Source organism: Chryseoglobus sp. 28M-23 (assembly GCF_014789785.1).
Classification (GTDB): domain Bacteria; phylum Actinomycetota; class Actinomycetes; order Actinomycetales; family Microbacteriaceae; genus Microcella; species Microcella indica.
Window position 1 is genome coordinate 2,025,948 of record NZ_CP061846.1, and the last position, 25,446, is coordinate 2,051,393.

At 70.3% G+C, this 25,446-nt stretch carries 22 protein-coding genes and 1 pseudogene; 10 read left to right on the forward strand and 13 right to left on the reverse strand.

Translation table 11 applies throughout. The annotated features are described in order from the left end of the window. The first annotated feature begins 87 nt into the window (after window positions 1–87). Complete coding sequence (locus IE160_RS09870; protein ID WP_191150980.1) at window positions 88–1,266, forward strand: glycosyltransferase; 1,179 nt, start codon at window positions 88–90, stop codon at window positions 1,264–1,266. Further along, complete coding sequence (locus tag IE160_RS09875) at window positions 1,263–3,062, forward strand: ABC transporter ATP-binding protein (protein ID WP_191150981.1); 1,800 nt, start codon at window positions 1,263–1,265, stop codon at window positions 3,060–3,062. Before IE160_RS09870 ends, IE160_RS09875 begins: the two co-directional genes overlap by 4 nt. 31 nt (window positions 3,063–3,093) lie before the next feature. Here IE160_RS09875 and IE160_RS09880 read toward each other — a convergent pair whose 3' ends face one another. From IE160_RS09880 to IE160_RS09900, 5 genes are read right to left on the reverse strand one after another with little or no spacing between them, the layout of a single operon-like run. After that, window positions 3,094–4,269 carry a glycosyltransferase gene (locus tag IE160_RS09880; RefSeq protein ID WP_191150982.1) on the reverse strand — a complete coding sequence of 392 codons (1,176 nt, stop codon included), beginning with the start codon at window positions 4,267–4,269 and terminating at the stop codon, window positions 3,094–3,096. A gap of 52 nt (window positions 4,270–4,321) precedes the next feature. Continuing rightward, window positions 4,322–5,308: a Gfo/Idh/MocA family protein gene (locus IE160_RS09885; protein ID WP_191150983.1), complete on the reverse strand. Its 987-nt coding sequence runs from the start codon at window positions 5,306–5,308 to the stop codon at window positions 4,322–4,324. Then, the gene (locus tag IE160_RS09890; RefSeq protein ID WP_191150984.1) at window positions 5,305–6,387 is read right to left on the reverse strand and encodes a DegT/DnrJ/EryC1/StrS family aminotransferase; all 1,083 of its coding nucleotides are present in this window, start codon (window positions 6,385–6,387) and stop codon (window positions 5,305–5,307) included. Before IE160_RS09890 ends, IE160_RS09885 begins: the two co-directional genes overlap by 4 nt. A 20-nt stretch (window positions 6,388–6,407) precedes the next feature. After that, window positions 6,408–7,001 (reverse strand): acyltransferase, encoded by a 594-nt coding sequence (locus IE160_RS09895; RefSeq protein WP_191150985.1) that lies wholly within the window; start codon window positions 6,999–7,001, stop codon window positions 6,408–6,410. Continuing rightward, window positions 6,979–8,157: a glycosyltransferase family 4 protein gene (locus IE160_RS09900; RefSeq protein WP_191150986.1), complete on the reverse strand. Its 1,179-nt coding sequence runs from the start codon at window positions 8,155–8,157 to the stop codon at window positions 6,979–6,981. Before IE160_RS09900 ends, IE160_RS09895 begins: the two co-directional genes overlap by 23 nt. A gap of 30 nt (window positions 8,158–8,187) precedes the next feature. Here IE160_RS09900 and IE160_RS09905 point away from each other — a divergent pair, with 30 nt between their 5' ends. The 6 genes and pseudogenes from IE160_RS09905 (at window position 8,188) to IE160_RS09925 (ending at window position 12,950) form a co-directional block, all read left to right on the forward strand. After that, window positions 8,188–8,877 (forward strand): glycosyltransferase family 2 protein, encoded by a 690-nt coding sequence (locus IE160_RS09905; RefSeq protein ID WP_191150987.1) that lies wholly within the window; start codon window positions 8,188–8,190, stop codon window positions 8,875–8,877. A 15-nt stretch (window positions 8,878–8,892) separates the two neighbouring features. Next, window positions 8,893–9,291, forward strand: coding sequence for a DUF2304 domain-containing protein (locus tag IE160_RS09910; protein WP_191150988.1), 399 nt, complete (start codon window positions 8,893–8,895; stop codon window positions 9,289–9,291). A 7-nt stretch (window positions 9,292–9,298) separates the two neighbouring features. Next, entirely contained in the window at window positions 9,299–10,405 is a 1,107-nt protein-coding gene (locus IE160_RS09915; protein ID WP_191150989.1) for a glycosyltransferase, read from the forward strand. A gap of 38 nt (window positions 10,406–10,443) precedes the next feature. Next, window positions 10,444–11,595, forward strand: coding sequence for a glycosyltransferase family A protein (locus IE160_RS09920; protein WP_191150990.1), 1,152 nt, complete (start codon window positions 10,444–10,446; stop codon window positions 11,593–11,595). A 104-nt stretch (window positions 11,596–11,699) separates the two neighbouring features. Further along, window positions 11,700–12,035 (forward strand): annotated as a pseudogene (locus tag IE160_RS12750) (AAA family ATPase); the annotation flags it as partial. Window positions 12,036–12,080: 45 nt separating this feature from the next. Then, entirely contained in the window at window positions 12,081–12,950 is an 870-nt protein-coding gene (locus IE160_RS09925) for an ATP-binding protein (RefSeq protein WP_235923938.1), read from the forward strand. On the opposite strand, the gene IE160_RS09930 is transcribed toward IE160_RS09925, so the two are convergent. From IE160_RS09930 to IE160_RS09940, 3 genes are read right to left on the reverse strand one after another with little or no spacing between them, the layout of a single operon-like run. Continuing rightward, on the reverse strand, window positions 12,867–14,471 hold the full coding sequence (locus IE160_RS09930) for a DUF2142 domain-containing protein (protein WP_191150991.1): 1,605 nt from the start codon (window positions 14,469–14,471) through the stop codon (window positions 12,867–12,869). The genes IE160_RS09925 and IE160_RS09930 overlap by 84 nt on opposite strands. Continuing rightward, the gene (locus tag IE160_RS09935) at window positions 14,468–15,832 is read right to left on the reverse strand and encodes a glycosyltransferase family 4 protein (protein ID WP_191150992.1); all 1,365 of its coding nucleotides are present in this window, start codon (window positions 15,830–15,832) and stop codon (window positions 14,468–14,470) included. Before IE160_RS09935 ends, IE160_RS09930 begins: the two co-directional genes overlap by 4 nt. A gap of 33 nt (window positions 15,833–15,865) precedes the next feature. Continuing rightward, window positions 15,866–16,891 carry a glycosyltransferase gene (locus IE160_RS09940; protein WP_191150993.1) on the reverse strand — a complete coding sequence of 342 codons (1,026 nt, stop codon included), beginning with the start codon at window positions 16,889–16,891 and terminating at the stop codon, window positions 15,866–15,868. 57 nt (window positions 16,892–16,948) lie between these two features. Here IE160_RS09940 and IE160_RS09945 point away from each other — a divergent pair, with 57 nt between their 5' ends. Continuing rightward, window positions 16,949–17,824, forward strand: a complete 876-nt coding sequence (locus IE160_RS09945) for a glycosyltransferase family 2 protein (RefSeq protein WP_191150994.1) — start codon at window positions 16,949–16,951, stop codon at window positions 17,822–17,824. 4 nt (window positions 17,825–17,828) lie between these two features. Here the strand turns inward: IE160_RS09945 and IE160_RS09950 are convergent, their stop codons facing one another. Further along, the gene (locus tag IE160_RS09950) at window positions 17,829–18,587 is read right to left on the reverse strand and encodes an ABC transporter ATP-binding protein (protein ID WP_224744445.1); all 759 of its coding nucleotides are present in this window, start codon (window positions 18,585–18,587) and stop codon (window positions 17,829–17,831) included. Next, window positions 18,584–19,402: an ABC transporter permease gene (locus IE160_RS09955; RefSeq protein ID WP_191150995.1), complete on the reverse strand. Its 819-nt coding sequence runs from the start codon at window positions 19,400–19,402 to the stop codon at window positions 18,584–18,586. Before IE160_RS09955 ends, IE160_RS09950 begins: the two co-directional genes overlap by 4 nt. 94 nt (window positions 19,403–19,496) lie before the next feature. Here IE160_RS09955 and IE160_RS09960 point away from each other — a divergent pair, with 94 nt between their 5' ends. Then, a complete protein-coding gene (locus tag IE160_RS09960) occupies window positions 19,497–20,864 on the forward strand; it encodes a glycosyltransferase (RefSeq protein WP_191150996.1) in 1,368 nt (455 codons plus the stop codon). A 9-nt stretch (window positions 20,865–20,873) separates the two neighbouring features. Here IE160_RS09960 and rfbA read toward each other — a convergent pair whose 3' ends face one another. Genes rfbA through IE160_RS09975 form a run of 3 tightly spaced genes read right to left on the reverse strand, consistent with a single transcriptional unit; the run spans window position 20,874 to window position 25,393 of the window. Beyond that, on the reverse strand, window positions 20,874–21,740 hold the full coding sequence (rfbA, locus tag IE160_RS09965) for a glucose-1-phosphate thymidylyltransferase RfbA (RefSeq protein WP_191150997.1): 867 nt from the start codon (window positions 21,738–21,740) through the stop codon (window positions 20,874–20,876). Then, window positions 21,737–22,354 (reverse strand): dTDP-4-dehydrorhamnose 3,5-epimerase family protein, encoded by a 618-nt coding sequence (locus IE160_RS09970; protein ID WP_191150998.1) that lies wholly within the window; start codon window positions 22,352–22,354, stop codon window positions 21,737–21,739. Before IE160_RS09970 ends, rfbA begins: the two co-directional genes overlap by 4 nt. Window positions 22,355–22,375: 21 nt before the next feature. Beyond that, complete coding sequence (locus IE160_RS09975; protein WP_191150999.1) at window positions 22,376–25,393, reverse strand: glycosyltransferase; 3,018 nt, start codon at window positions 25,391–25,393, stop codon at window positions 22,376–22,378. Between the last annotated feature and the right edge of the window lie 53 nt (window positions 25,394–25,446).

A 25,446-nucleotide genomic window follows, 5' to 3' on the forward strand; every position in this document is an offset into this window, starting at 1 on the left:
GCGAGTGCTCGGGGTGCGAACGGTAGGCTGGCACGCGCCCGCCGTACCGGCTCGGGCACCCGAGAACCGCAGGAGACCTCACCGCCCATGCCGACCGAGCGCGTCGCCCTGCTGGCTGTTCCCAGCGAGATTCTCAACGACCCGCGCGTGCGCCGCGAGATCGACTGGCTCACCGATGCCGGCTGGGTGGTCGACACCCTCGGCTTCGGGCCGCACCCCAGCCCTCTAGTGCGCACCCACTTCGAGCTGCTGCCACCGACCGTGTGGGAGTCGAGCCCGTGGCGGCAGCTCGTGCTGCACGGCCTCATGACGAACAGCGCCAAGTTTCGCCGCATCATCCAGCAGCGCATCCCGAGCGAGGCCGCCGATGCCGTGCGCGCCGGCACCTACGACCTCATCGTCTTCAACGATCGCGAGCTGGCACCGTGGAGCCGCGACCGCGACGTCTTCGGCGGGCTCACCGCCACCCACATCCACCTCGACATGCACGAGTACTTCACGCAGCGCATGCGCGAGCGCACGCCCTTCGGGCTGCTCGCGTGGAGCTGGCAGCGGTGGCTCACGCGCCGACTCGCAGACCCGCAGTTCACGACGCGCTCGACCGTCTCGCAGCGCCTCGCCGACTACTACGAGCATGATCGCGGGATGCCCCGGCCCGCAGTCGTGCGCAATATTCCCGAGTACGTCGAGCAGGAGCCCCGCCCCGTCGACCCGCAGCGCATCCGCCTCATCTACCACGGCCTCGCCCACTGGGAGCGGGGTCTGCGCGACCTCATCGACACGATGGCGCTCGTCGACGACCGCTTCGAGCTCACGCTCATGCTCACCGGCGACGACGCCATGATCGACGAGGTGCGGCGCATCGCCGCCCCGCACGGCGACCGCATCGTGCTGCGCCCGCCGGTGCCGCTCAAGCAGGTCTCCACAGCGCTCAACGAGTACGACCTCGCGATGATGGTCTACCGCCCCGTCTCGCCCAACGTGCGCTACATGCTGCCCAACAAGCTCTTCGAAGCCGTGCAGGGTCGCCTCGGGGTCGTCACCGGCCGCAACGAGGTCATGATCGCCGAGCACGCGCCCTACGGATTCGGCGTCGTGGTCGAGCCGTGGGGGGCGCAGGCCACCGCCGAGCTGCTGAACTCGCTCACCGTCGAGGAGATCGAGAGGCTCAAGGCCGCGGCGCACGCCGCAGCGCCCCAGCTGCACTCGGAGATCGAGAAGCGCAGCTTCGTGCACGCCGTCGACACGCAGGCGGCGCGAGCATGATCGCGGCGTGGCGCACGGCCCTGCGCATCCTCGACCTCCTGCCGGGCGGCGCGAAGCCGTTCCTGCTCATCTACTCCATCACGCTGGGACTGCTGGCCGTCCTCGACGCAGCCGCCGTCGCCCTCCTCGCCGTCGTCATCGGCCCGATCCTGTCGGGAGGGCCCGTCGATCTGCCCGTGATCGGGGTGGTCGAGGAGGAGGGCCTCGTGCTGCTCCTCGGGGTCGTGTGCGGACTCATCATCACCAAGTCGGTCATCGCCGTCGTGCTGCTGTGGTTCGCCACACGCCGGTTCGCGCGCTACGAGCTCGCCCTCGGGGGGCGGCTCTTCGAGACGTACGTCGCCTCCTCGTGGACGGAGCGGCTCAAGCGCAACTCCGCCGACCTCGTGCGGCTCACCGACGGCAGTGTGACGATCATCATCGCCGGCATGCTCCTCCCGGGAGCCACGCTGCTCGGCGAGGCTCTGAGCTTCATCGCCGTGCTCGGAGTTCTCGCGATCGCCCAACCGCTCGTGGCGCTCATCTCTACGATCTACCTGGGCGCCGTCGGCGCGCTGCTCTACCTCTGGGTGACTCGACGTTCTCGCGAGGCAGGCGCCGTCGCGCTGCGGTACTCCCTGCGCACGTCGCGCCTGATCACCGAGATGGTGGGCGCCCTGAAGGAGATCACCCTTCGAGACCGCCTCGGTGCGATCGGGGATGTCGTGCGCGACAACCGGCGCCACATCGCCCGCGCGCGCGGCAACGCCGTGTTCCTCAAGGAGGTTCCCCGCTTCGTCCTCGAAGCGAGCATCATCGGCGGGTTCCTGCTCGTCGGCGCGACCGGCTTCCTCACCGACGGCATCACCGGGGCCATCACGGCGGTCGCCCTGTTCGGCATCGCAGGATTCCGCATCGCGCCCTCGATCGTGAGGTTCCAGGGCGTCGTCAACCAGGTGCAGATGGCCGTGCCGCACGCCGAGCGGGTCATCGAGGAGATCGCCCGCAGCGAGCGCTCCGCCGCTCGCGCGATCACCGCCGTCGATACGGCGACCCCGCCGGATCCGCCTCGCTCGCTCGACTTCGAGCGCGTGAGCTTCCGCTACTCCGCCGACGCCGAGCCGGCACTGCACGACGCCTCCCTCTCGCTGCCGTTCGGCTCCGTCGCGGCTCTCGTGGGCGCATCCGGTGCCGGCAAGTCGACCCTCGTCGACCTCATGCTCGGCCTCCTCGAGCCCACCGAGGGCGAGGTGCGAGTGGATGGCATCGCCCTCAGCGAGGTCACGCGCTGGTGGCGCAGTCGCGTGGCGTACGTACCGCAGGAGGTCTCGCTCTTCGACTCGACGGTCGCGCAGAACGTGGCACTGACGTGGAACACGGACGAGATCGACCACGAGCGCGTGCGGGATGCTCTCGAGCGCGCCCAGCTGCTCGACGTGATCATCGAGCGCGCCGGCGGTCTCGACGCGTCGATCGGCGAGCGGGGGCTGGCTCTCTCGGGGGGCCAGCGGCAGCGCCTCGGCATCGCCCGCGCGCTCTACGCCGAGCCGCTCGTGCTCGTGCTCGACGAGGCGACGAGCGCCCTGGACACGACGACGGAGGCGGCAGTCGCCGCGGCCATCGCCGAACTGCGCGGATCGACCACCGTCGTGTCGGTCGCGCACCGCCTGTCGACCGTGCAGAACGCCGACCAGATCTTCTTCCTCAGCGGTGGCGCCATCGTCGGCAGCGGAACCTTCGACGAGCTCGCGGCGAGCGTTCCCGAGTTCGGTGAGCAGGTGCGCCTCGCCGGACTCGACAAAGGCACGCTCTCCTGATCGAGGGCAGAGGTCGCGCCGGGTTCGACTCTCAGGTCTGCAGGAACCGCTCCAGCACGGCGACGGAACGACGACCGTCGTGCAGGGCCTCGACGAACGCCGGCCCGGCCTGCGCCACCGAGCGGAAGCGCTCGCGCTCGGCCAGAACCTCGCGCAGAACCCTCTCGAGCTCGCCCGCCGGTGCTTCCACGATCGGCAGATCGGAGCCCGTTGCCGCCCGGACGGCCGCGCGCGACTCGCGCGAGACGGAACTGATGACGAGGCGCCCTCCCGCGAGAGCCTCGCAGGCTGCCACCCCGTAGTCGCCGATGCGGAACTGGTCGAGCACGATGTCGGCCTCGCGGTACAGAGACGGCATCTGCCGATGCGGCACCCCGCTGATGCGCCGGTAGTCGATGAGCCCCTCCTCGATGATGGGCGCGAGTGCCTCGTCGACGAGCTCGGAGCCCTTCACCACACCGCGCGACGGCGCGTGCACGACGACCGGCACCCGACGCTCGAGCACCCGCTCCTCCGTCGACCACGCTCCGGGGTCGACCACGACAGGGAGCCATGCAGCGTCAGGCGCATCCAGGAGCAGATCGGGCGTGGACACGAGCGTGGGCAGCGCGTGCCGCTCGATGAGGGCCAGATTGTCGCTGACGATGCGCTCCCATCGCTCGCGCTCCGCCGCGAGACCGTGCAGGAACGGCGAATCGGCGAAGCGCGCAGCGTGCCGGCTGGGCAGACGCAGGTCGCTCCCGTGCGCGAGGTACCCGACCGTCAGCCCGCGCTCAAGCATCCAGCGCACCTGGTCGTCGAGCGATTCGGTGAGCACCGAGCCGAACGGTCGACGCCCCGCCTCGACGAGCACATGGCTCGCACGGGCCGCGAGCGCCGCGCGCAACGATCGGCTCCACGCCGTCGACGCCGCGTAGACGCCCTGCGGCACCCGACTATCCACCTCATGCGCGAAGTCTCCCGGCATGGCGACGGCGATCGACACGGCGGAAGCCCCCGTGCGCTCGCGCAGGGCCCGCGCCCAGAGGAAGCCCTGGCCCGCGTAGTTCGTCGGCGCGATCACGAGGGCGCCGCCCTCAGGGGGAAGCGCGGGCGGCGCCGGGACCTCCTGGGGCCGGAAGCGGTACGTCCCGGGCAGCACCCTGCCGACGACGGCATCCGGAAGGAGCGCGAGGACGAAGCCGAGGACGCGCTTCAGCACCGCCACGATCAGGCGCCCGTGCTCGCGCGAGGCGCGGCGCGGCGAACGCTCCCGCCCCTCACAGCCTGACGGTCTCGTCGCGCGCGGCCGACTCGAGAATCGCCTCCACGACGGAGACGATCTGCGCGCCCTCGCGCACGGTCACGACGCTCGAGGGCTTGCCCAGCACAGCGTCGCGGAAGGCCTCGAGCTCGGAGCGCAAGGGCTCGCGCTTGGGGAAGGCGAAGCGCGTGACGTCGCCCTCGCTCACCCCCCGGAATGCACTGACGGCATCCCACTCGAGGGGGATGCTGCCGTTGCTGTACAGCGTCAGGTCGCCGGTCAGGGTGTCGGCGACGAGCGCCCCCTTCTCCCCCGTGACGGTCACCAGGCGCTCCTTCATGGGGCTGAGCCAGTTGACGAGGTGGTTGACGACGACGCTCGACCGCAGTCGAGCCGTCACCGCAACGAGATCCTCGTGCTCGCGGCCGCTGCGGTGCGCGGTGAGAGCCGCGACCTGCTCGTAGCTCGACCCCGTGATCCACGAGACGATGTCGATGTCGTGAGAGGCGAGATCGGCGACCACACCCACGTCGGCGATGCGGGCAGGGAACGGCCCCTGCCGTCGCGTCGCGATCTGGTGCACCTCGCCGAGCGCTCCCTCGGTGAGCTTCAGCCGCAGCTGCTGAACCGCCGGGTTGAACCGCTCGATGTGGCCGACGGCACCCACCACACCCGACGCATCGACGACCTCCGCGAGACGACGAGCCGACGCGGAATCGGCGCTCACAGGCTTCTCGACGAGCACGTGGATGCCCGCTCGCGCGAGAATCTCGGCGGTCTCCACGTGCAGGCTGATCGGAATCGCGACCACCGCGAGGTCGACGCCGGCGCGAACCAGCTCGTCGACCCCGCGCAGAACCGGCAGCTCGCGGGCGACGCCGTGCGGGTCGCCCCCCGGGTCCGCCACGGCGACGAGGTCGACGCCGTCGAGCTCGCGCAGAACCCGCGCGTGGTGTCGCCCCATCGCCCCCAGGCCCAGCAGGCCCGCCCGCAGCCCGCTCACGAGGCTCCCGCCCTGGCGACCGCGTTGACCGCGTCGACGACGCGCGCGACCTGCCGCGACGAGAGCGCCGGGTGCACGGGGATCGAGACGACGCTGCTCGCTGCGGCCTCCGTGCTGTCGAGTGCCGTGCGGGGCTCGGCAGAGCTGAAGGGCTGCAGCCGGTGCACGGGCACGGGGTAGTAGACGCCTGCGCGCACACCGTGCTCGTCGAGCAGCGCCGTCACCGCGCGGTCACGATCACCCTCGAGTCGGATCGTGTACTGGTGGTAGACGTGCGTTGCGTCGTCGCGCACCTGCGGCACGACCACCCCGTGCAGCTCTCGGTCGTACACGGCTGCGATCTGTCGGCGGCGCGCTGTCCAGCGTTCCAGCGAGCGCAGCTGCACGCGGCCGATCGCCGCGTGGATGTCGGTCATGCGGTTGTTGAAGCCGACGATCTCGTTGCGGTACTGCTGCAGCATGCCCTGGTTGCGCAAAAGTCGAGCGACGCGGACCGTCGCGTCGTCGGTGAGGGTGATCATGCCCCCCTCCCCTGCCGTCATGTTCTTCGTGGGGTAGAAGCTGAACGCCGCGCCCGCGCCCCACGCTCCCACCGGTCGGCCGCCGACCGTCGCCCCGTGAGCCTGCGCCGCATCCTCGAAGAGGAGCAGATCGTGCTCGGCCGCGAGCGACTCGAGCTCGGGCATCCGCGCCGGGTGCCCGTACAGGTGCACGGGCATGATCGCGCGCGTGCGCGGGCCGATCGCCTCCGCGACCGAGGCGGGGTCGAGCGTGTAGGTCTGCAGATCGATGTCGGCGAAGACCGGCACCGCACCGGCGAGAGCGACGGCGTTGGCGGTCGCCGCGAAGGTGAAGGACGGCACGATCACTTCGTCGCCGGGGCCGATTCCCACGGCGAGCAGGCCCAGATGAAGGGCGGAGGTTCCGCTGTTGACCGCCACGCTCTGCGCGGGAAGTCCGAGCGCGCTCGAGAACTCCTCCTCGAAAGCGGCCACCTCGGGGCCCTGGGCGAGCATGCCGGAGCGCAGGACGCGATCGACCGCGCGGCGCTCAGCCCGCCGGATGAGCGGCTGGGCCATGGGGATCGGTCGCCGGGTGCTCACTGCTCGCCGTCCACTGGCGTGAGCGCTCCGCCGCGCAGACGATAGCGCTCCCCCGTCGTGGCGCTCACCAGCTCGTCGCCCTCCTCGTGCAGTCGACGGGCGTCCTTGCCCACCCAGCCGACGATGCGGGCGGGCGATCCCGCGACGAGAGCGTGCGCCGGAACGTCGGTCGTGACGACGCTGCCGGCGGCCACGAGGGCCCACTCCCCGACCTCGACCGGCGCCACGCAGACAGCGCGGGCTCCGATGGAGGCGCCGCGGCGGAGGACTACGCCGACCGCGTGCCAGTCGTCCGCGCCGAGAAGCTCGCCCTGCGGCGAGATCGCGCGGGGGTACGTGTCGTTCGTGAGCACCGCGCCGGGGCCGATGAACACGCCTTCCTCGACGACCGCCGGCTCGTAGACGAGCGCGTAGTTCTGCACCTTGGAGCGCGCTCCGATGCTGACGCCCGAGCCGATGTACGCGCCGCGCCCGACCACGCACTCGGCTCCGATGGTCGCGCCGTCGCGCACCTGCGCGAGATGCCAGATGGTGGCCCCGTCTGCGATCGACGCCGAGGCGTCGACGTCAGCGGACTCGTGGATGCGCACGACCCCAGGGTAGCGCGGCGGGAAGCGCCTCAACGGCGTCGGCGGCGCGGCGCGCGACGGCGGCGAGCGACACGCGCTCGTGCGCCCACGCGGCGAAGGCGGCACGCTGCTCGCCCGTGGCGGGGTGGTCGAGCGCGCGCTGCAGGGCGGCACCGACCGCGCGCGGGTCGTAGGGCACGGCGGTGCCGAGCGGGGCATCCTCGGCGAAGACCGCGCCGGAGCCGTCGCCCGCGTACAGAACCGGCGTGCCGCACGCGGCAGCGGCGTGCAGCTTGGCAGGGAAGAAGCGGTACGCGGCGGCATCACCGGATGCTGGGCGCGCGCTCGCGAGCGCCACCGTCGCCCCGCGCAGCCACCGGGCCGCCTCGGCGGGGGCGACCGTCGGCAGCACGTCGACGCGGCCGGGCGCCCGACGCTCGCCGGCCTCCTGCAGTGCCGCATGATCTGTGCCGGAGCCGAGGTAGACGAGCCGCAGCCCGTCGACGTGCTCGAGGGCGTCGACGAAGACGGCGGCGCCGTGCACCTCGCTGGCCGTGCCCGCGTAGAGCGCGTACGGGGCCGCGTCCACAGCGGGCCCGTCCGGCGTGTAGATGCGCGTGTCGGCGCCGTTGCCCACCTCCGCGATGGTGTCGGTCTGCGCGCCGAGCGCGAGCAGCCGCTCGGTGAAGTCGGTCGAGACGGAGAGCACGCGCGCGGCACCGCGAACGGCCGCCCGCTCGAGCCGCCGCACGACGCCGACGACCGTGCGCGACGTGCCGGCATGCGCGGCGGCGTCAGAGAGGATGTCGGCGGCGTAGTACACGTAAGGGGTGCGGCGCAGCCGGCTCGCCCACCGCACGACCGTGCCGGTCGTCGGCGGCGGCTCGACGATGACGACGTCGGCCCGGCGGGCCAGCAGCAGACGCGCCAGGAGGGGCACGTCGAAGCTCAGGTACTGCACGTAGCCGCGCACGGCGCCCTGACGGTTGCGCAGCGCGGGCCAGCGCCGCACGCGCACGCCCGGCTCGTCCTCGACGATCGAGCCGCGCGGCGGGCGGCTCGTGAGCACCTCGACCTCGTGGCCCCGCGCCGCCAGTTCGCGCGCGAGCGCCCCCAGCCGGGTCGCCGCCACGGCGGGCTCCGGCAAGAACAGGCGTGACGCGATGAGGATGCGCATGGCCCGTTCAGGCTATCGGCCTCTGACACAATGACACTCATGCCCGACGCCGTCGACTCGACCTGCTGGGTCGTCATCCCGCTCTACAACGAGGCGACGATGATCGGCGGCGTGGTCGACGAGCTGCGCACCCGATTCGCGCACGTCGTGTGCGTCGACGACGGCTCGAGCGACGACTCGGTGGCCGTCGCCGAGGCGGCGGGGGCACGCGTCATCCGCCACCCGCACAACCTCGGTCAGGGCGCGGCCCTGCAGACGGGCATCAGCTACGCGCTCACCCACCCGAGCGCCGAGTACATCGTGACGTTCGACGCCGACGGCCAGCACCGCCTCGTCGACGCGCTCGCGATGCTGCAGCGCGCCCGCGAGGAGGATCTGGCGATCGTGTTCGGCTCGCGCTTCCTCGACGACCGCACGCGCCCCGGGTTCCTCAAGACGATCGTGCTCAAGACGGCCGTCGCCGTCACCAACGTGAGCACGGGGCTCACCCTCACCGACGCGCACAACGGCCTGCGCGTGCTGCGCCGCGACGCGGCGGAGGGCATCGAGCTGAACCAGGACCGCATGGCGCACGCCACCGAGATCGTCGTGCAACTGGGTCGCACGCGCCTGCCGTGGGCGGAGCATCCCGTTCATGTCGTCTACACCGACTACTCGAAGGCGAAGGGTCAGTCGCTGCTCAACTCGGTCAACATCCTCGTCGACCTCGTCATCAACTGAGAGGGGCCCGCCATCATGTGGTTCCAGATCATCCTCGTTCTCGCCCTGCTCGGCATCGCCGTCTACCTGCTGCGCTCCACGCCGAGCCCCCGCCACCTGGCGATCCGCCGCCTCGTCATGCTCGTCGGCATCCTCGCCGGCATCGTCGTCATCATCTGGCCCGACCTGCTCACCGTGCTCGCGCAGCTCGTCGGCATCGGCCGCGGCGCCGACCTTCTCTTCTACGTCGCGATCATCATCGGCCTGCTGTACACGGTCAACGAGTACAAGCGGTCGGTGCGGCTCGCGCGCCTCAACACGCGCCTCGCGCGCGAGATCACCCTCACCGAAGCGCGTCTGAACGACCGCATCAGCGAGCTCGAAGCGCGGCTCGACTCCGGTCGACGCGACGCCAGCCGCAGCGCCACCGAGTAGGCGCCGCATGAGGATCGCCGTCACGACCGGGCTGCTGCCCGTGCCGCCGACGTACTTCGTCGTGCAGCACGCGCTCGAGCTCGCGGCCGTGCACGACTTCGCGGTGTTCGCGCGGGCGGCGCGCGTGGGCGACCCCGACGTGGGGATCGCGATCGACTCGGTCGTTCCCGAGAGTGCCGGCTCGTGGCCGTGGCGCATGCGGCTCGCGGTTCTCGCGGGGCGGGAGCACGCGAGGCGCATCCGGTCGTGGGGGCCCGACCTCGTGCACCAGCATTTCGCGACCTGGTCGCACGGCGCGGTGAGCGCTGCCGCGCCGCTCGTGACGACGCTGCACGGCTACGACGTCGTCGCGGCGGAGAGCCGCGCGCGCACGCCCCTCGCGGCGTTCCACCGACGCAGCATCCGCCGCACGATCGAGCGCAGCGACCGCGTGCTGCCGGTGAGCCGCTACCTGGCCGACCGGGCGATCGCAGCAGGGTTCCCGAGCGAGCGCGTGCAGGTGCACTACCAGGGCATCGACACCGACTGGTTCACGCCCGGTGAGGGGCCGACCGACGATCGGGATGCTCCCGCCCTCGTCTTCGTCGGCCGCTGGTCGCGCGCCAAGGGTCTGCACGAGCTGCTCGACGCTTCGGTGGCACTGCAGGGGCGCACGCCGCACCGGCTGCGCGTCGTGGGCGCCGGACCGCTCGAGAGTGCGGTGCGTTCCGCAGCCGCCGCGCACCCCCACATCGAGGTGCTCGGCTCGCTGCCGCGCGCCGGGGTGCGGCAAGCGCTGCGCGGTGCGCGGGCGCTCGTGCTGCCCACCCAGCTCGACCGCGGGTGGCGGGAGGCCGCGGGGCTCGTGCTGCTCGAAGCGCAGGCTTGCGGCGTGCCCGCGATCACCTACGCGAGCGGCGGGGCGCCCGAGATGGTGCGCGAGGGCGAGACGGGGCTCGTCGTGCCCGAGCGGGACACGGCTGCGCTCGGCGACGCCCTGCACTCCCTGCTGACCCTGCCGTCGACAGAGCACCGCGCGATGGGCGTGCGCGCCCGCGAGTGGGTCGTCGCGGAGCGCAGCCTCGCGGCGAGTGCCGCGCAGCTCGACGCCCACTACCGGGAGGTCGTCGCGTGAGGGACGCGCCCGCAGCCGTGCCCCATAGTGGGCCCGCCGTGGAGGTGATCGTGCCCGTGCACGACCGCGCGCGGCCCCTCGCCCGCGCCGTCGCGTCGGTCGCCGAGTCTGGTCTGAGCTGGGGGGAGCAGGTCATCGTGACTGTCGTCGCCCACAATCTGCCGGTCGATGCCGTGGACGGCATGCTCGAGGATCTGCCCGCCGAGGCCGTCGTGACGGTGCTCCCGTGCGACGACGGCCTGCCGAGCCCGGCGGGCCCGCGCACTCTCGCGCTCGAGCGGTCGCGCGCGCGCTACGTGTCGTTCCTCGACTCGGATGACTGGTTCGAGCCGGGCGCTCTCGCCCACTGGCTGCGGCTCGCCGAGCGCCACGGCCTCGCCGCCGTGATCGCGCCGGAGCGCCACGCCTCGGGCCGAGCCGTGCTCAATCCGCCCGTGCGACCGCTGCACGCCGGCGCCCTGCACCCCCGGCGCGACCGCCTGCCGTACCGCACCGCCCTGCGCGGTCTGCTCGAGCGCGCGGCGATACTCGACGAGGGGCTGCGCTTCAGCACAGGTGTCACCAACGGCTCCGACCAGCCGGTGAGCCTGGGCCTGTGGTTCTCGGGCCGCCCGCTGCGCTTCGCGAGCCGTGCTCCCGCCTACGTGCTCGGCGACGACGCCCCGAGCCGGGTGACCCGCACACCGCAGCCGCTCGACGCCGAAGTCGCCGCCTCGGCGCAGCTGCTGCGCGGCCCGTGGTTCCGCTCTCTCGCGCTGCGCGATCGGCAGCTCGTGGCGACGAAGATGGTGCGCATCCACCTGCTGCCGGGCCTCGCTCTGCGCACGCTCGACGTGACGGACGATAAGGCCGCGCACGAGTGCGCGCACGCGGCCGCGTTCCTGCACCTCGCGCGCGACGCCGCGCCCGGTCTCGAGCGCTCCCTCTCGCGCACCGACGAGCGCCTGGTCGAGCAGGTGCTCGCCGCGCAGCCAGACCTGCCGCGGGTGCGCGACCTGCTCGCGCAGCGCCGCCACTTCACGCGGCCGTCGACTCTCCTGACGCGTCGCCTGGGCGACGCCCTGCGTCGGGATGCTCCCCTGAGGCTCGCGGCGGCGTCGGCTCTGCTGCCGCTGCGTCTGCGTCTGCGTCGGGCCGCTACGCGACCGAATCCCGACGGCACATCGACCGCACCGGCGTCTCGAGGGTGATGCGGGCGAAAACGCAAAAGTGATGTCTGAGTACACGCAAAAGTGATATCTCAATCCGCGCAAAAGTGATATCTCAATCTACGCAAAAGTGATATCTTGTGCTGATGGTGGACTATCGCACTCGCATCATCGATGCTGCTGTCGAGCGAGCACTACACACATTCGGCGCCGTGATTCTCGAGGGCGCACGCGCGGTAGGCAAGACGACGACCGCCCTGCGACACTCGGCCAGCTCTGTGAGGCTCGACTCTTCGCCGGATCTCCTCGAACTGGCTGAAGCGGCCCCAGAGACGGTGCTCCGAGGCGACACCCCCCGACTCATCGACGAGTGGCAGCTCGCGCCCGCAGTGTGGAACGCCGTTCGCCATGCCGTCGACGCTCGGGGTCGGTCTGGGCAGTTCATCCTGACCGGCTCCCAGACACCCGCTGACGATGTCACACGCCACAGTGGTGCTGGACGGTTTCGCCGGTTGCGGCTGCGCCCTATGACCTTGAGCGAGAGCGGGGAGTCTCTCGCGTGCGTCGCGCTCGGGTCCCTCTTCGACGATGGCGAGATTTCCGGAATCGGCGGCCCGAGTGTCGACGACTACGCCCAGTTGATCGTTCGTGGCGGGTGGCCCGCCCTGGTCGAGCAGACCGAACGATCTGCGACCGAGTATCTCGACGCCTACCTCGATGACATCACCCGGGTGGACATTCCGCTCTCCGGCGAGGGAGTCGATCCGCTGCGGATGCGCGCGCTCTTGCGTGCGATCGCTCGCAACGTCGCCACCGAGGCTCCAGCCGCGAGGCTCGCCGCCGAGGCGGAGATCGACGGCGGCTCGGTCTCGGCCCAGAGCGTGCGCAAGTATCTGGACGCGCTCGATCGAGTCGGGGTTCTGGAAGAGCTTCCCGCTTGGCGCCCGCACTTGCGATCGGCAGTTCGATTGCGGGTGAGGCCGACCTGGCACTTCGTCGACCCGTCGCTCGCCGCGGTGGGTCTCGACGCATCGGCGACCACTCTGCTCGATGACCCCAGAACCCTCGGGTTCTTGTTCGAGTCGCTGGCGATTCGTGATCTTCGCGTCTACGCCGAGACGATGGGCGGCACAGTGGGTCGATATCGCGACGAGCGCGGGCTCGAGGTAGACGCGATCATCGAACTGCCGAACGGTCGATGGGCAGCGATCGAGATCAAGCTTGGCGGAGACACGGCAATCGAACGGGCTGCGACGAACCTTCAGCGCCTGGCGTCGCAGGTCAGCGTCGAACGAGCCAAGAGGCTCGCGGGTCTAGCGGTGATCACTGCTGGTACGACGAGCCTGCGTCGCCGTGACGGCGTCGCCGTCATCGCCCTCGGGCACTTGACCGCGTAGAGCGGTCGCCGCAGGCCGCGTCAGCAGCGGCACCGCGAGACTGACGAGCAGCGCGAACGCGAGCGCGCCGAGCAGCCACACGGCGTTGGGCCCGACCGGCCCGGCCCACCACCACTCGGCACCCGCGCCGAGGTCGAACCCGGCGCCGTCGATGCCCGTGATGTAGCGCCGCATCGTGAGGTGCAGGGCCACGAAATGCGCCCCCGCAAGAGCTGCGCCGATGAGCCAGCCCTGCAGTCGCGAGATGCGCAGCGGTGCGCCCGTGCGGCTCAGCAGCAGGAGGCCCGCGAAGAGCACGATGAGCGGCAGGAGGTAGCGCGGCTGCACCTGCTGGCCCACGCGGTCACCGCCGGCCTGCAGCACGTAGAGCGGCAGGGCCACGAGCACGGCGCCGACGAGCAGCAGGGCGATCGCCCGGCGCCGCTCGACGCGGGCGAAGCCGACGAAGGCGAGCACGACGAAGACGCCGACGACGGCGAAGGACACGAGGGAGGGCATCTGCACGTCGAGCCAGCCGAGGCCGCCCTCGGTGAGCAGGCCCGCCCACAGCGACGGCAGGTTGAGCACGTTGTAGGCGAGCAGCGCGGGGCCCGTGATGACGGCCTCGAGACCGCCGTCGTCTGCACCACCGGTGCCGGAGCCCGAGCCGCCCGCCCCGAACCCCTGCAGGCCGCTGCCGACCTGGCGCGAGGTGAGGAAGAGCGCGAGGGCGACGACGGCCATGACCGCGGGCAGCACGGCGAGCTTCGCATAGCGCCACGTCGGGGTGACGGTGAGCACGAACACGACGGCGATCGCGAGCCCCGCGTAGAGCGCGGCGTCGCCGCGCGAGCCGGCCGCGGCGAGGGTCGCGACGACGAAGACCGCGCCCAGGCCGATGCGCCGACGCCCCGTCGACTCGACGTAGCCGAGCAGGGCGACCCAACTGCTGCCGACGCCGATGATCGCCCACGCGCTGGGGTTGTTCGAGGCGAGAAGGAACGTGCCGAGGGGCACCATCGTCGCGAGCCACGCCCACACGAGGGTCGTGCGGCGCTCGGGCAGCAGGCTCCACAGTGCGGCGCTGAGGCCGAGGAAGAGCGCCACGCTCAGCAGGCGCATGAGCAGTGCAGACACCTGGATGTCTCCCCCGGCGAGGAGACCGGTGACGGCGTAGTAGACGGGCGGGTACTCGCCGCTGAAGTTCCCCCGACCGGTCTCGACGGTCTCGCTCGTCGCCCAGTCGAACTCCTCCCCCTGGCAGGCGGCGCTCTCTTGCGGGTCGTAGGCGTAGCAGGCGATGCCGGCGAGCGCCTCCGGCACGACGCGCTCGTCGGCGGCCTCCCCCGGCGCGCACAGCTCGCCGGCGGCGGGCCCCGCGCACCACGAGCTCGTCAGGTGGTAGTCGTCATCGGGTGACGAACCGATCGGCGAGGCGAAGGCCCACGCCATGAGGGTGAGGGCGGCGAGCACGAGCAGAAGCAGCGGCCGACGCCGGTCGACGAACTGCGACGCCGCCTGCACGGCGCCGCGCTCGTTCACGAGCGGCCTCCCAGCCGTGAGCGCACCCGCGCGGCGAGCCCGCGAACCCCGGAGTGCCGCAGGTGGTGCCAGGCCATGCGCGCGGTGTGGCCGACGCCCGCGGTGCGGCGTGCACGGCCGGAGCCTGCGCCCATGCCGGCCCGACCCGGCACGTAGTCGGCGGCGTGGCGGGGTGCGCCGACGAAGCGCACGAGCGGCTCGAGCACGACCGGCCAGGTGTACTGCTCGCGCACGCGGGCCACGTGCGCCCGGTACTGCTGGGCCGCGGCGGTGTCGGTGAGCACGGCGGTCAGGGCGTCGGCGAGGGCATCCTCATCGTTCGCCGGCACCACCACGCCGAGCCCTTCCTCGCGCACGAGGTCGGCGAAGCCGTCGCCCTCGGTGACGACCATCGGCAGGCCCGCCCACAGGTAGTCGAGAATGCGCGTGCGGAAGGCGAACGTGGTCTCCACGTGCACGTGGTGCGTGCTCACGCCCGCGTCAGCCTCGAGCAGGTACGCGCCCCGCTCGGCATACGGCACCCAGGTGTCGTTGAAGACGACCTCGCGGCCCTCCACGCCCAGCTCGGTGGCGAGGTCGACGGCGCGGCGCACGATGCCCATCTCGTCGACCTTCGGGTGGCGGGTGCCGAGGAACACGAGACGGATGCCCGGCACCGACTCCTTCACCCGCGCGACGGCCCGAATCAGGGTGAGCGGGTCGAACCAGTCGTAGACGCCGCCGCCCCACAGCAGCACGCGCGAGTCGGCGTCGATCGCGGGGTGCACGCCGCGCAGGGCACGACCGGGCGCGGGCGGCTCGGTGGGCAGGCCGAACGGCGCGAGGGCCAGCAGGCCGCGCAGCTCGGGGTCGCCCGCGTACGTCGCGGGAGTCACCCGACCGATCGCCGCGAGGTGGCCGAGGTAGAGCTGGCGCTGCCGCTCGCTCGCGCACAGCATGAGGTCGGCGCGGCGCAGCTGGTCGGTGAGGCTGTCGCGTGCCGTCGCGACGCGCAGGCTCCACGTCGCGGCGGGCAAGTCGCGCCCCTGCTCGAGCGCCTCCAGGTGCATGGGGGCGTAGACGTCGGCGACGAGGAACCGGTCGGTGCGGCGCAGGCTGTCGAACTGCCCGAGGCCGTAGCCCTGGAAGACGATGACCTCGGCCCAGCGCTCGTGAGCGCGGAAGGCGCGGTCGTCGCCCGCGCGCACGCGCTCCACGGTGACGCCGTCGCGCGCGGACGGCTCCGTGGAGTCGCTCGTCGAGACGATGCGCACGTCGTGGCCGTGGCGCTGCAGCTCGAGCGCCATGTTCCACGCGCGAATCGCGGGGCCCGCCATCGCGGCCCCGACAGGGTCGCCGGTGAGGATCACGACGCGCGTCATGGTCGTCCCTCCCGGTTGTGCGGCCGCTCCATCCTATGAGCGCCCGCCGGCGGGCTGCACGAGGTCGCGCAGCACGTCGATCGCGCCGCGGCTGTAGCGGCCGTAGCGTCCGCTCACGGCACCGGCGACGATGGCCGGGATGCGCGCGGGCTGCCAGCGCGGCAGGTCGCGCCGGCGGGCTTCGTGCGCGTGCTTCGCGCGCGCCTGCGCGACGCGGTCGGGCGCGACGCCGAGCGTGGCGAGGTGCTCGGCGAGCAGGCGCGTGCGCTCGGCGAGCAGCGGCGCGCGGCCGTCGCGGGGCTCGCGCAGCTTCGCCCAGCGATCGGCCATGGTGGGCTTGCGCGCGCCGATCTCGTTGGCGCCGTGCTGCCGGTAGTCGATGAGCGGCTCTGGCACGAGGCGCAGGGCGTGCGGGCCGTGCGCCGCCGCGACCGCGGCGAGCCACTCGTCGTGCACCCACTCGGCGGGCAGCGGAGCGGCGCGCTCGAGCAGGGTGCGGCGCAGCACGACGGTCGCGCCGGTGACGAGGTTGCGGCGCAGGAGCACCGCGAAGGCGTCGCCCTCGGAGAGGCCGCTGCGCTCGGCGGCGGTGGCCTCGAGCGCGTCGAGAAGCGTGAGGCCGAGGGGCTCGCCCTCGCCGTCGACGAGGCGCGCGTCGGAGTGCGCGAGCTGCAGCCGGGCATCCGCGCTGAAGAGGGGCACGAGGCTGTCGAGCTTGTCAGGGCGCCACACGTCGTCCTGGTCGCTCAGGGCGATGAGGTCGCCCCGGCATTGCGCCATCGCATCGGCGAAGTTGCCCACGACGCCGAGCGGCGGGCGGTGGCGTCGCACGACGAGCTCGGTCTGCACGGCAGGGTCGGCGGCGCGCGCCTCGGCGAGGGTGGCCTCGACGATCGCGACGGTGTCGTCGCTCGAGTCGTCGTCGCCGACGACGAGCTCGAGCGGTGCGGGGCGCTGGGCGAGAATGCTGCGCACCTGCTCGCCCACGAACTGCGCTCCGTTGCGCGTGCACAGGGCGACCGAGACGGTGAGCCGGTCGGGCTGCGCGGGCGAGGTCATCCCGTCAGCCTACGACCGCCGACCACGCCGAGGCCCGCCGGTAGGATTCGAACCACCATGACCCGCCGCGACGATTCCGAGACCGCCCGGGTGGGTGTCGTCACGGTGGCCTTTCGCTCCAACGCGGTGCTGCCCGATCTGCTCGACTCGCTCGAGCGGGCGAGCGAGCAGCCTCTCGAGCTCGTCGTCGTCGACAACCTGCCGGGCGAGGGCTCGCTCGCGGGCGAACTGGCGCAGCAGCACGGCGGCCGCTACGTGCCCCTGCCCGACAATCCCGGCTACGGCGGCGGTATGAACGCGGGCGTCGCCGCGCTGCCGACCTCGGTCGAGTGGGTGCTGCTGTGCAACCCCGACGTCGTGCTCCTGCCGGGCAGCGTCGACGCGCTCCTCGCGGTCGCGACGGCCGATGAGCGCATCGCGATCGTCGGCCCGGCAATCCGCAACGCCGACGAGACTCTCTACCCCTCCGCCCGCTCGGTGCCGTCGCTGCGCACGGGCATCGGCCACGCGCTCTTCATGACGGTGTGGCAGTCGAACCCGTGGACGACGCGGTACCGCGACGAGCGCGCCCCGAGCGGCGAGCAGCGGGATGCCGGCTGGCTCTCGGGGGCGTGCGTTCTCGTGCGGAGGAGCGTCTTCGACGAGCTCGGCGGGTTCGACGACGGCTACTTCATGTACTTCGAAGACGTCGATCTGGGCTACCGCGCGGGTCTCGCCGGGTACCGCAACGTGTTCGCGCCGAGCGCGGCGGTCATCCACACGGGAGCGCACGCGACGACGACCGAGTCGGCGCGCATGGTGCGCGTGCACCACGAGAGCGCACGGCGGTTCCTGCTGAGCAAGTACCGCGGATGGTGGCTGTGGCCGGTGCGGGCGGGGCTCAGCACGGCACTGCGGGTGCGCGCGGCGTGGGTGGTGCGCCGCACGCGCTGAGCTGCTATTCCTTCTCGTCCTTGAGCGCCTGCTCATAGCGTTCGGTGACCTCTGTGGCGTCTCCCACCTCGCGCAGTCGGCCCTTCTCGAGCCATGCCACCTGATCGCACATCTCCTTGACCTGGCTGAGCGCGTGGGAGACGAAGATGACGGTGCGGCCCTGGCCGGTGAACTCGAGGAACTTCTGGCGCGACTTCTCGCGGAATGCGCCGTCGCCCACGGCGAGCACCTCGTCGACGACCAGGATGTCGGGCTCAGTGTGCACCGCGACCGAGAAGCCGAGACGCACGTACATTCCCGATGAGTAGTTCTTGACGGGCTGCTCGAGGAACTTCTCGACGCCCGAGAACTCGACGATCTCGTCGAACTTCGCCCGCACCTGCTTGCGGCTGAGGCCGAGGATCGAACCGTTGAGGTAGATGTTCTCGCGCCCCGTCAGCTCGGGGTGGAACCCGCTGCCGACTTCGAGCATCGACGCGGCGGTGCCGTTGAGCTTAATGGTGCCCTGGTCGGGGTAGTAGATGCGCGCGAGCGTCTTGAGCAGCGTCGACTTGCCGGAGCCGTTGCGCCCGATGAGCCCGAAGGTGTGGCCCTGCGGCACTTCGAAGGAGACATCGCGCACCGCCCAGAAGTCCTCGGCGACAGTCTTGCGCCCGCGCATGACCGCGGACTTCAAGGTCTGGTTGCGCTCCTTGTAGAGACGGAACTTCTTCGACACGTTGTCGACGATGACGGCGGGCGTGTTCGCGGTGGATGGGCTCACAGCAGCTCAGCCAATCGCTTCTCATTGCGCGAGAAGATCAGGTAGCCCAGCGCGAAGACGATCCCAGCAGAGCCGAACATCCACAGCGTGTCGTCGAGCGCGGGCAATCGGTTGTCGTACAGAAGGTTGCGGAAGACGTTGACGAAGTGCTCCATGGGGTTCAGACGGTAGACGAACAATACCCAGTCGCCGATCTCGCGCGCGCCCTCCTCGACGAGACTGATGGGGTAGATGATTGGCGTCAAGTACATCCACATCTGCAGCACGATCGTCGTGAAGTGCTGAGTGTCGCGAAAGTGGACATTGAGGATCGCGAGCATCATCGCGACGCCGACGGCGAACAACGCCAGCAAGCCCATGGTGAGCACCACGAGCGGAAGCCAAGGGATTGGAAAGCCACCAAAGATCCAGATCGCGAGGGTGAGAACGCTCATCTCGATGCCCCAGGTGATGCCGACCGATGACATCACAGAGAACGGCAAATGCATACGCGGGAAGTACACCTTCTTGATGAGATTCGCGTTGCTCACCATCGAGTTGAGCCCGCCATTGACGACGCGAGAGAAGTACATCCACGGCAGCAGGCCGCACATGAGCCATAAGGGATAGATGTCGAGCCCGCTCGGGTCTCCTTGGTCAGGTTGAGCGCGGAAGATGAACGAAAACACGACCGTGTAGACGAGCATTGTTGCGATCGGATTGACCAGGGACCACAGTTGGCCCAGAACCGTCCGTCGATACTGCCCCTTGACCTCCCGCATTACCAGGTTGCTGAGCAACTCCCTCGTCGCCAGCAACTCCTTCGCGTACGTCAAGGGGAGCCTTTCTCGTTGGACTAACCTTTCAAGTCTACTTGCGGTTGCCGCAATCCAACGTCAAAGCGGGCACCGGCCACGGGGAAGGCGGAGCGTGAAGGCACTGTTCCTCAGCCACCAGTCGACCGACCACCTGGGGGGCGCGGAGCTCTCGATGCTCCGCATCATCGAGGAGTGGTCGCAGCGGCGTTCCTCGCTCGAGCCGATCGTCGTCTCGCCCGAACCGGAGGGCGCGATGAGCGCCGCATGCCGCGAGCGCGGCTGGTCGACCATGCTGATCCCTTTTGAGGGCTGGGCGGTCGCGAGCATCGACGGCGGAGCGCCCGAGCGACACCTTCGCGATCTCGCCGCCGCCAACGCCACGCAGGCGCTCATCGACATCATCCGGCGCGAGCGGGTGGAGCTCGTCGTGACAAACACGATCGTGGCCCCGTGGGCGGCTCTCGCCGCCGCCGTGACGGGCACAGCTCACGTGTGGTTCGTGCGGGAGTTCGCGTTCGCCGAGCAGGGCCTATTGTTTCCCAAAGGGCGAGAGGCGGCCTTTGCCGACGCCGGCCGACTCTCCCATCGCGTCATCGCCAATTCATTCGTGCTGCGGCAGGAGCTCGCGCGCTTTGTCGATGAGGACAAGCTTTCCGTCGTCTACCCGCCCGTCGACATCGACATGGTCGAGAATCTGAGCTTCGCGGCGCCCGCCGTGAGCACGGGGTTCACACCGGGACGCCTGTCGATCGCCGTCGTCGGTCGCATAACCCGGAGCAAGGGGCAATGGCGCGTGATCGAGGCTCTCGGCGAGCTCGCATCGAGTGAGGTCGACGTCAATGTCTGCTTCGTGGGCACGATCGTTGAACCGCGCGCCGACACGACTCTCCTGCGGCGCGCACGCTCGCTGGGGGTGCGGGGCTCCGTCGTCTTCACCGGCGAGCAGGCGAATCCGTTCCCCTACCTGCGCGCAGCGGATGTCAGCATCGTACCCACCGACATCGAGGCGTTCGGCCGCGTCACACTCGAGTCGCTCGCCCTCGGCAAGCCCGTCATCACGACGCGGGAGGGAGCCGGTGCGGAGCTCGTCGTACCGGGCGTGACAGGCGAACTGTTCGGCGCCGCGCGCATCGACGAGCTCGTCAACGCCATTCGGCGTTACGTGGAGGATCCGGCGCGCGCGTCGCGACAGGAAGCCGCCGCTCGAGAAAGAGCCGCCTACCTGTCGTCGGAGGAGTTCGGTCTCGCGCACGCCATCCGACTCTTGGAGGAGGCCGTCGGTGCCGATCCTCAATCCGTGCCGCTGCACTGGCAGTCGTGGATCGAGAGCGCGCTCGCCTCCCCCGTCGTCCCACGAAGGCGCACGGCCATGTGGGCTCTGCGCTCACGTGCAACCCGCGCGTTGACGCTCGGCGTCAGGGCAATCCGAGATCCGCGCAGGGCCTGGCGTCGGATCGAGCGCGCCCTCCGCCGCAACTGACCGGGCCCGCTAGCGGGAAGCGAGTATGCGCAGCAGATACGTACCGTAGCCGCTCTTGCGCAGGGGCTCAGCGAGTCGGGCGAGCTGGTCATCGGAGATCCAGCCCGCGCGCCAGGCCACCTCCTCGATACAGCCGATCTTGAATCCTTGGCGATCCTCGATGACGCGCACGTACTCGGAGGCCTGCATCATCGACTCGAACGTGCCCGTATCCAGCCACGCGGTCCCTCTGTCGAGCACTCGGACCTGCAGCGACCCTCGATCGAGGTAGTGCTCGTTGACGCTCGAGATCTCTAGCTCGCCTCGCGCGCTCGGGGTAATGCCTTTTGCGACCTCGATCACCGAGTTGTCGTAGAAGTACAGGCCCGGCACGGCGAAGGAGCTGCGCGGAGTCGTCGGTTTCTCTTCGATCGAGACCGCGACCATGTCGTCGTCGAACTCGACGACGCCGTAAGCCTCGGGATTGGCGACCTGGTATGCGAAGATCACGCTTCCCTCGAGGTCATGGAACTCCCGCAGGGCGGAACCGAGACCCGAGCCGTGGAAGATGTTGTCGCCCAGCACGAGCGCGACCGAGTCGTCCCCGATGAAATCCTCGCCGATGAGGAATGCCTGCGCGAGACCCTCGGGAGCGGGCTGCACGGCGTAGGTGATGCTGATGCCGAGCGAGGTACCGTCCCCCAGGAGCGACTCGAACTGCGCTTGGTACTCGGGCGTCGTGATGATCAAAATGTCCCGAACATTCGCCATCATGAGCGTCGACAACGGGTAGTAGATCATCGGCTTGTCGTAGATCGGCATGAGCTGCTTCGAGACGCCCCTCGTGATCGGCCATAGCCGGGTGCCGCTACCGCCCGCGAGTATGATCCCCTTCATCGCGGGCTCCAGGCTGCGTTGAGCGCGCCGACGTGGTCGTCGGTCGTCGCGAGGGTGGGCAGCAGGCCGGCGCTCATCGCCTCGGCCAGACTGTGCGCTGCGCGGTCCTTGTCCGAGAGCACGAGCTCATCATCACGCAGGCCGAACTCGAGGCCGAGAGCGGGGTCCAGCGGGGAGACGGCGCGCTCTCGCTGCGGCGCGAAGGTCTCGCTCACGAGGTAGCACACGGTCGTGTCGTCCTCGAGCGCTACGAAGGCATGGCCGACGCCCTCGCCTACGTAGACAGCCTTGCGGGAATCGGCGTTCAGCTCGACCGCGTCCCACGTGCCGAAGGTCGGGGAGCCGACGCGGATGTCGACTACGAAGTCCAGGACCGCTCCGGTCATGACGGTGACGTACTTGGCCTGGCCGGGTGGGACATCCGCGTAGTGGATGCCCCGCACGACTCCGCGCCGCGACACGCTCGCGTTCGCCTGACGCAACTCGAGCGGATGACCGACGGCTTCCGCGAGTTCATCGAACCGGTACCACTCCCAGAACGCGCCGCGGTCATCCTCGAAAGTTCGGGGTGTGACGACGAATGATCCGGGTATCCCTAGTTCGCTTACCTGCACCCCTCGAGTGTATCGGTGGCGCTAGTGCGGCCGGACGATGAACTGCACCCACTCCGTGAGCGCGCTGCGATTGGCAAGCGTGCGCGTGGCCCTCACATGATCGTGAAGCCTGCCCTTGGGACTCGTCGCGGGCTCGCTGCTCGCAGCGCTGACCGCCGCGGCCCACGCCCCGGGCTCGTGACTCACGAGTTCCAGCCCGAACGGCGCGAGACCGCGATAGGCGGTCGCGTCGCTCGCGAGCGTACGCAGGCCGAGGGCGGAGTACTCGAGGGCCTTGAGATCGCTCTTGGACTCGTTGAAGGGCTCATCGGCGAGAGGCGCGATCCCTCCGACCCACTGTCGAGCCTGGGCGGTCGACGTCAACCACGAGGCGAAGGCGCGGTACTCCTGGTGATTCCTAGGTACGTCAAGCCGCGTAAACCACGGCTCCGTCAGGTCGGTGACCCCTACGACGTCCAGCTCGATGCGGCGGCCGTCGCGCGTGCGACCGGGGAACGCTTCTCGCACGAGCTGCAGATCCGAGGTGTGCGTGTTCGTGCCCCAGTACACCCAGCGGACGGGTTCCGCGCCGTCGACGTGACCGTCGCTTGCGTCGTCGCCGACATCCCCCCACACAGCTTCGTCCACGAGGTTGGGCGAGACGAGGATCGGTGCCGCGGAGTGCGCGGAGAGGACCGTGCGCAAGCGCTCAGTGCTCACGACGACAGCGTCAGCGTTCGCGATGAGCGCTCGAGACGCCTCGATCATGGCGGGCGGTACCCGCCCCTCCGCGTCCTGCGAGATGAGGTCGTCGTCGAACTCCGCGACGATCCTCGTACCTGACTGTCGCGCCCGCTGCACGACAGCGTCGGCGTCCGCGCCCGCCAAAGCATCGCGCTGCAGCAGGAGCGCGTCAAAGCGACGTCCATCGTCGCCCGAGACGTACGCGGCGAGGTCCACAGGGCTGAACACTCCGGGCGAGTCACCCTGCAGGCGATCGACTCTGCTGCGCGTGCGGATGTAGGAGCTTCCGGCTCCTCTGGAGGGCACGTAGCCGATGGCCCCGATCGACTGCGACCCCGACGTCACCTCGTCATAGAGCTTGCGGTAGTCCTGCGCCATCGCGGCGAGCGGACGCACCGAATCGGGTGAGACCGGCGGGAGGTCGAGCTCGCGCCCTTCGATCGCGGCGCGGCCCTTCGCCATGAGTACGGTCGAGATGTCGTCGAGGTCGTCGACGTCGAGCAGGAGTCCGCCACCGTGCCGCCGTACGCGCTCGCCGATGGCGCCCAGGTCGGTCGCGAGCACGGGGAGGCCGAGGGACCACGCCTCCGAGAGGGTGTGCGAGTACGTCTCGGGTGCGATCGAGAACAGTCCGACGAGGTCGGGGTCAATCTCGCCGATGAGGCTCTCGAGCCGATCCCGCGCGTAGACCCCGTGCGAGACCGCGCGATCATGGATCCTCTCCGAGTTCCTTCCGGCGAGATGCCACTCGACCAGGGGGCTCGTCCTCTCGATGAGGTCGCGCACGAGGCCTTCACCCTTCTGGACCGACCAGTTTGCGGGAGCGAAGATTCGCAGCGGTCCGGGTCGACGCGGCTGGTCGCGGCGCGCGACGGGCTGCGCCTGCGCGGCGTCGGTCCGCCCGTGCTCGATGACGACCAGCCGGTCGACGAGCTGCGGGAAGTGGGCGGCATATACCTCGCGCGCCGACTCGGATGTGGCGATAATCGCGGAGGCCTTCGAGAGCGACTCCGCGGCTCTCTCGCGCCACCGGTGCACGCCATCGTGCTTGAGGTTGACCGCCTCCGCGACGAACGTCGACGGCAGCGCGCAACGGGTGGTCGACGGCGTGCAGACTCCCGCGCAGTAGCGATTCTCGCCGTCGAGGAGGTTCACGGTAGGGCATACGTAGTAGAAGTCGTGAGTGGAGAGCACGAGTGGCACGCCGAGGCGGACGGCAACCTCGGTGAGCGTTCCCAGCGGCTGGTTGATGAGGTGCCGCACGTGCACCGTCTCGATCGAGGACTCGATAATGATGCGCGCGACGTAGCTCGCGAAGTCCACGCGCCAGTCGTCCGCGAGGTGGAAGCGCGGGCTCGGCTCCCAGTATTCGACCAGGTGGAGGCCGCTTGCGGAGTGCTCGAAAAGCTCGACCTTGGTAGGGCTCACAGAGATCAGGAGGGCGGACTGCACGTCCTTTAAGGCTTCCATGAGCTCACGATTGGTCGCGGGGGTGCCCCCTCCCGCCGTGTGCAGCACATACAGCCGCCGCGGCAGCGCGAGAACGCCGCGGGCGACTTCCCTCCACCGCTCGGAGTCCGCCCGCAGCTGCAGCATGGGTCGGCCAGCCATCCAGGCCCTGACGTCGCTGCGATAGGTCGGATGCAGCTCGTCGACGACGGCGCCCGCGTCCGCCATAAGGGCCACGCGCTCCTCACCAAAGCTTGCCCCTTTGTGATGCTTGACCATCACGTGCGGCGCGACTACGCACGTCCACTGACGAGCTCGGGCCCGCATCGACCAATCGTTCTCCTCCCCGTAGCCGCGGGGGAAGGACTCCTCGTCAAAGACACCGACGTCGTCGAGTGCCTCGCGACGGAGGAACACACAGAAGCCGTGCGCCGTCGCGGCGGTGATGGAGAAGTTGCGTACGACGTTGCCCAAGGTTCGCGCGACGTTGGACCAGCCGTACACGCTCTCCCAGTTGTTGGCAGCGCCGGCAGTCGGTATTGCGAAGGCCCCGGCGTTGTCTGAGACCGCCGAGACTGCGCCCACCATCGACCGCGAGTACGCGACCCAGCGCAGGCGCTGCAGCCACAGGGGCCCGACGACCGTATCGCTGTTGAGGAGCACGACATCGTCGGCACCGGCCTCGCGGATGCCCATGTTGACGTTGCGGGTGTAGCCGAGATTCGACTCGTTTCTGATCACCTCGACACGCTCATCGAGCCCGGCGAGCATGGCGATCGTCTCCGCATCGGTCGATGCGTCGTCGAGTACGAGCAGCCGAGCATCGTGGGGAGTGTGCCGCAGGAGGGCATCAATGCAGTCCGCCACGACCGAGCCGCCATTGTAGACCGGGACGACGACTGTGGTACTGCGGCGATCCT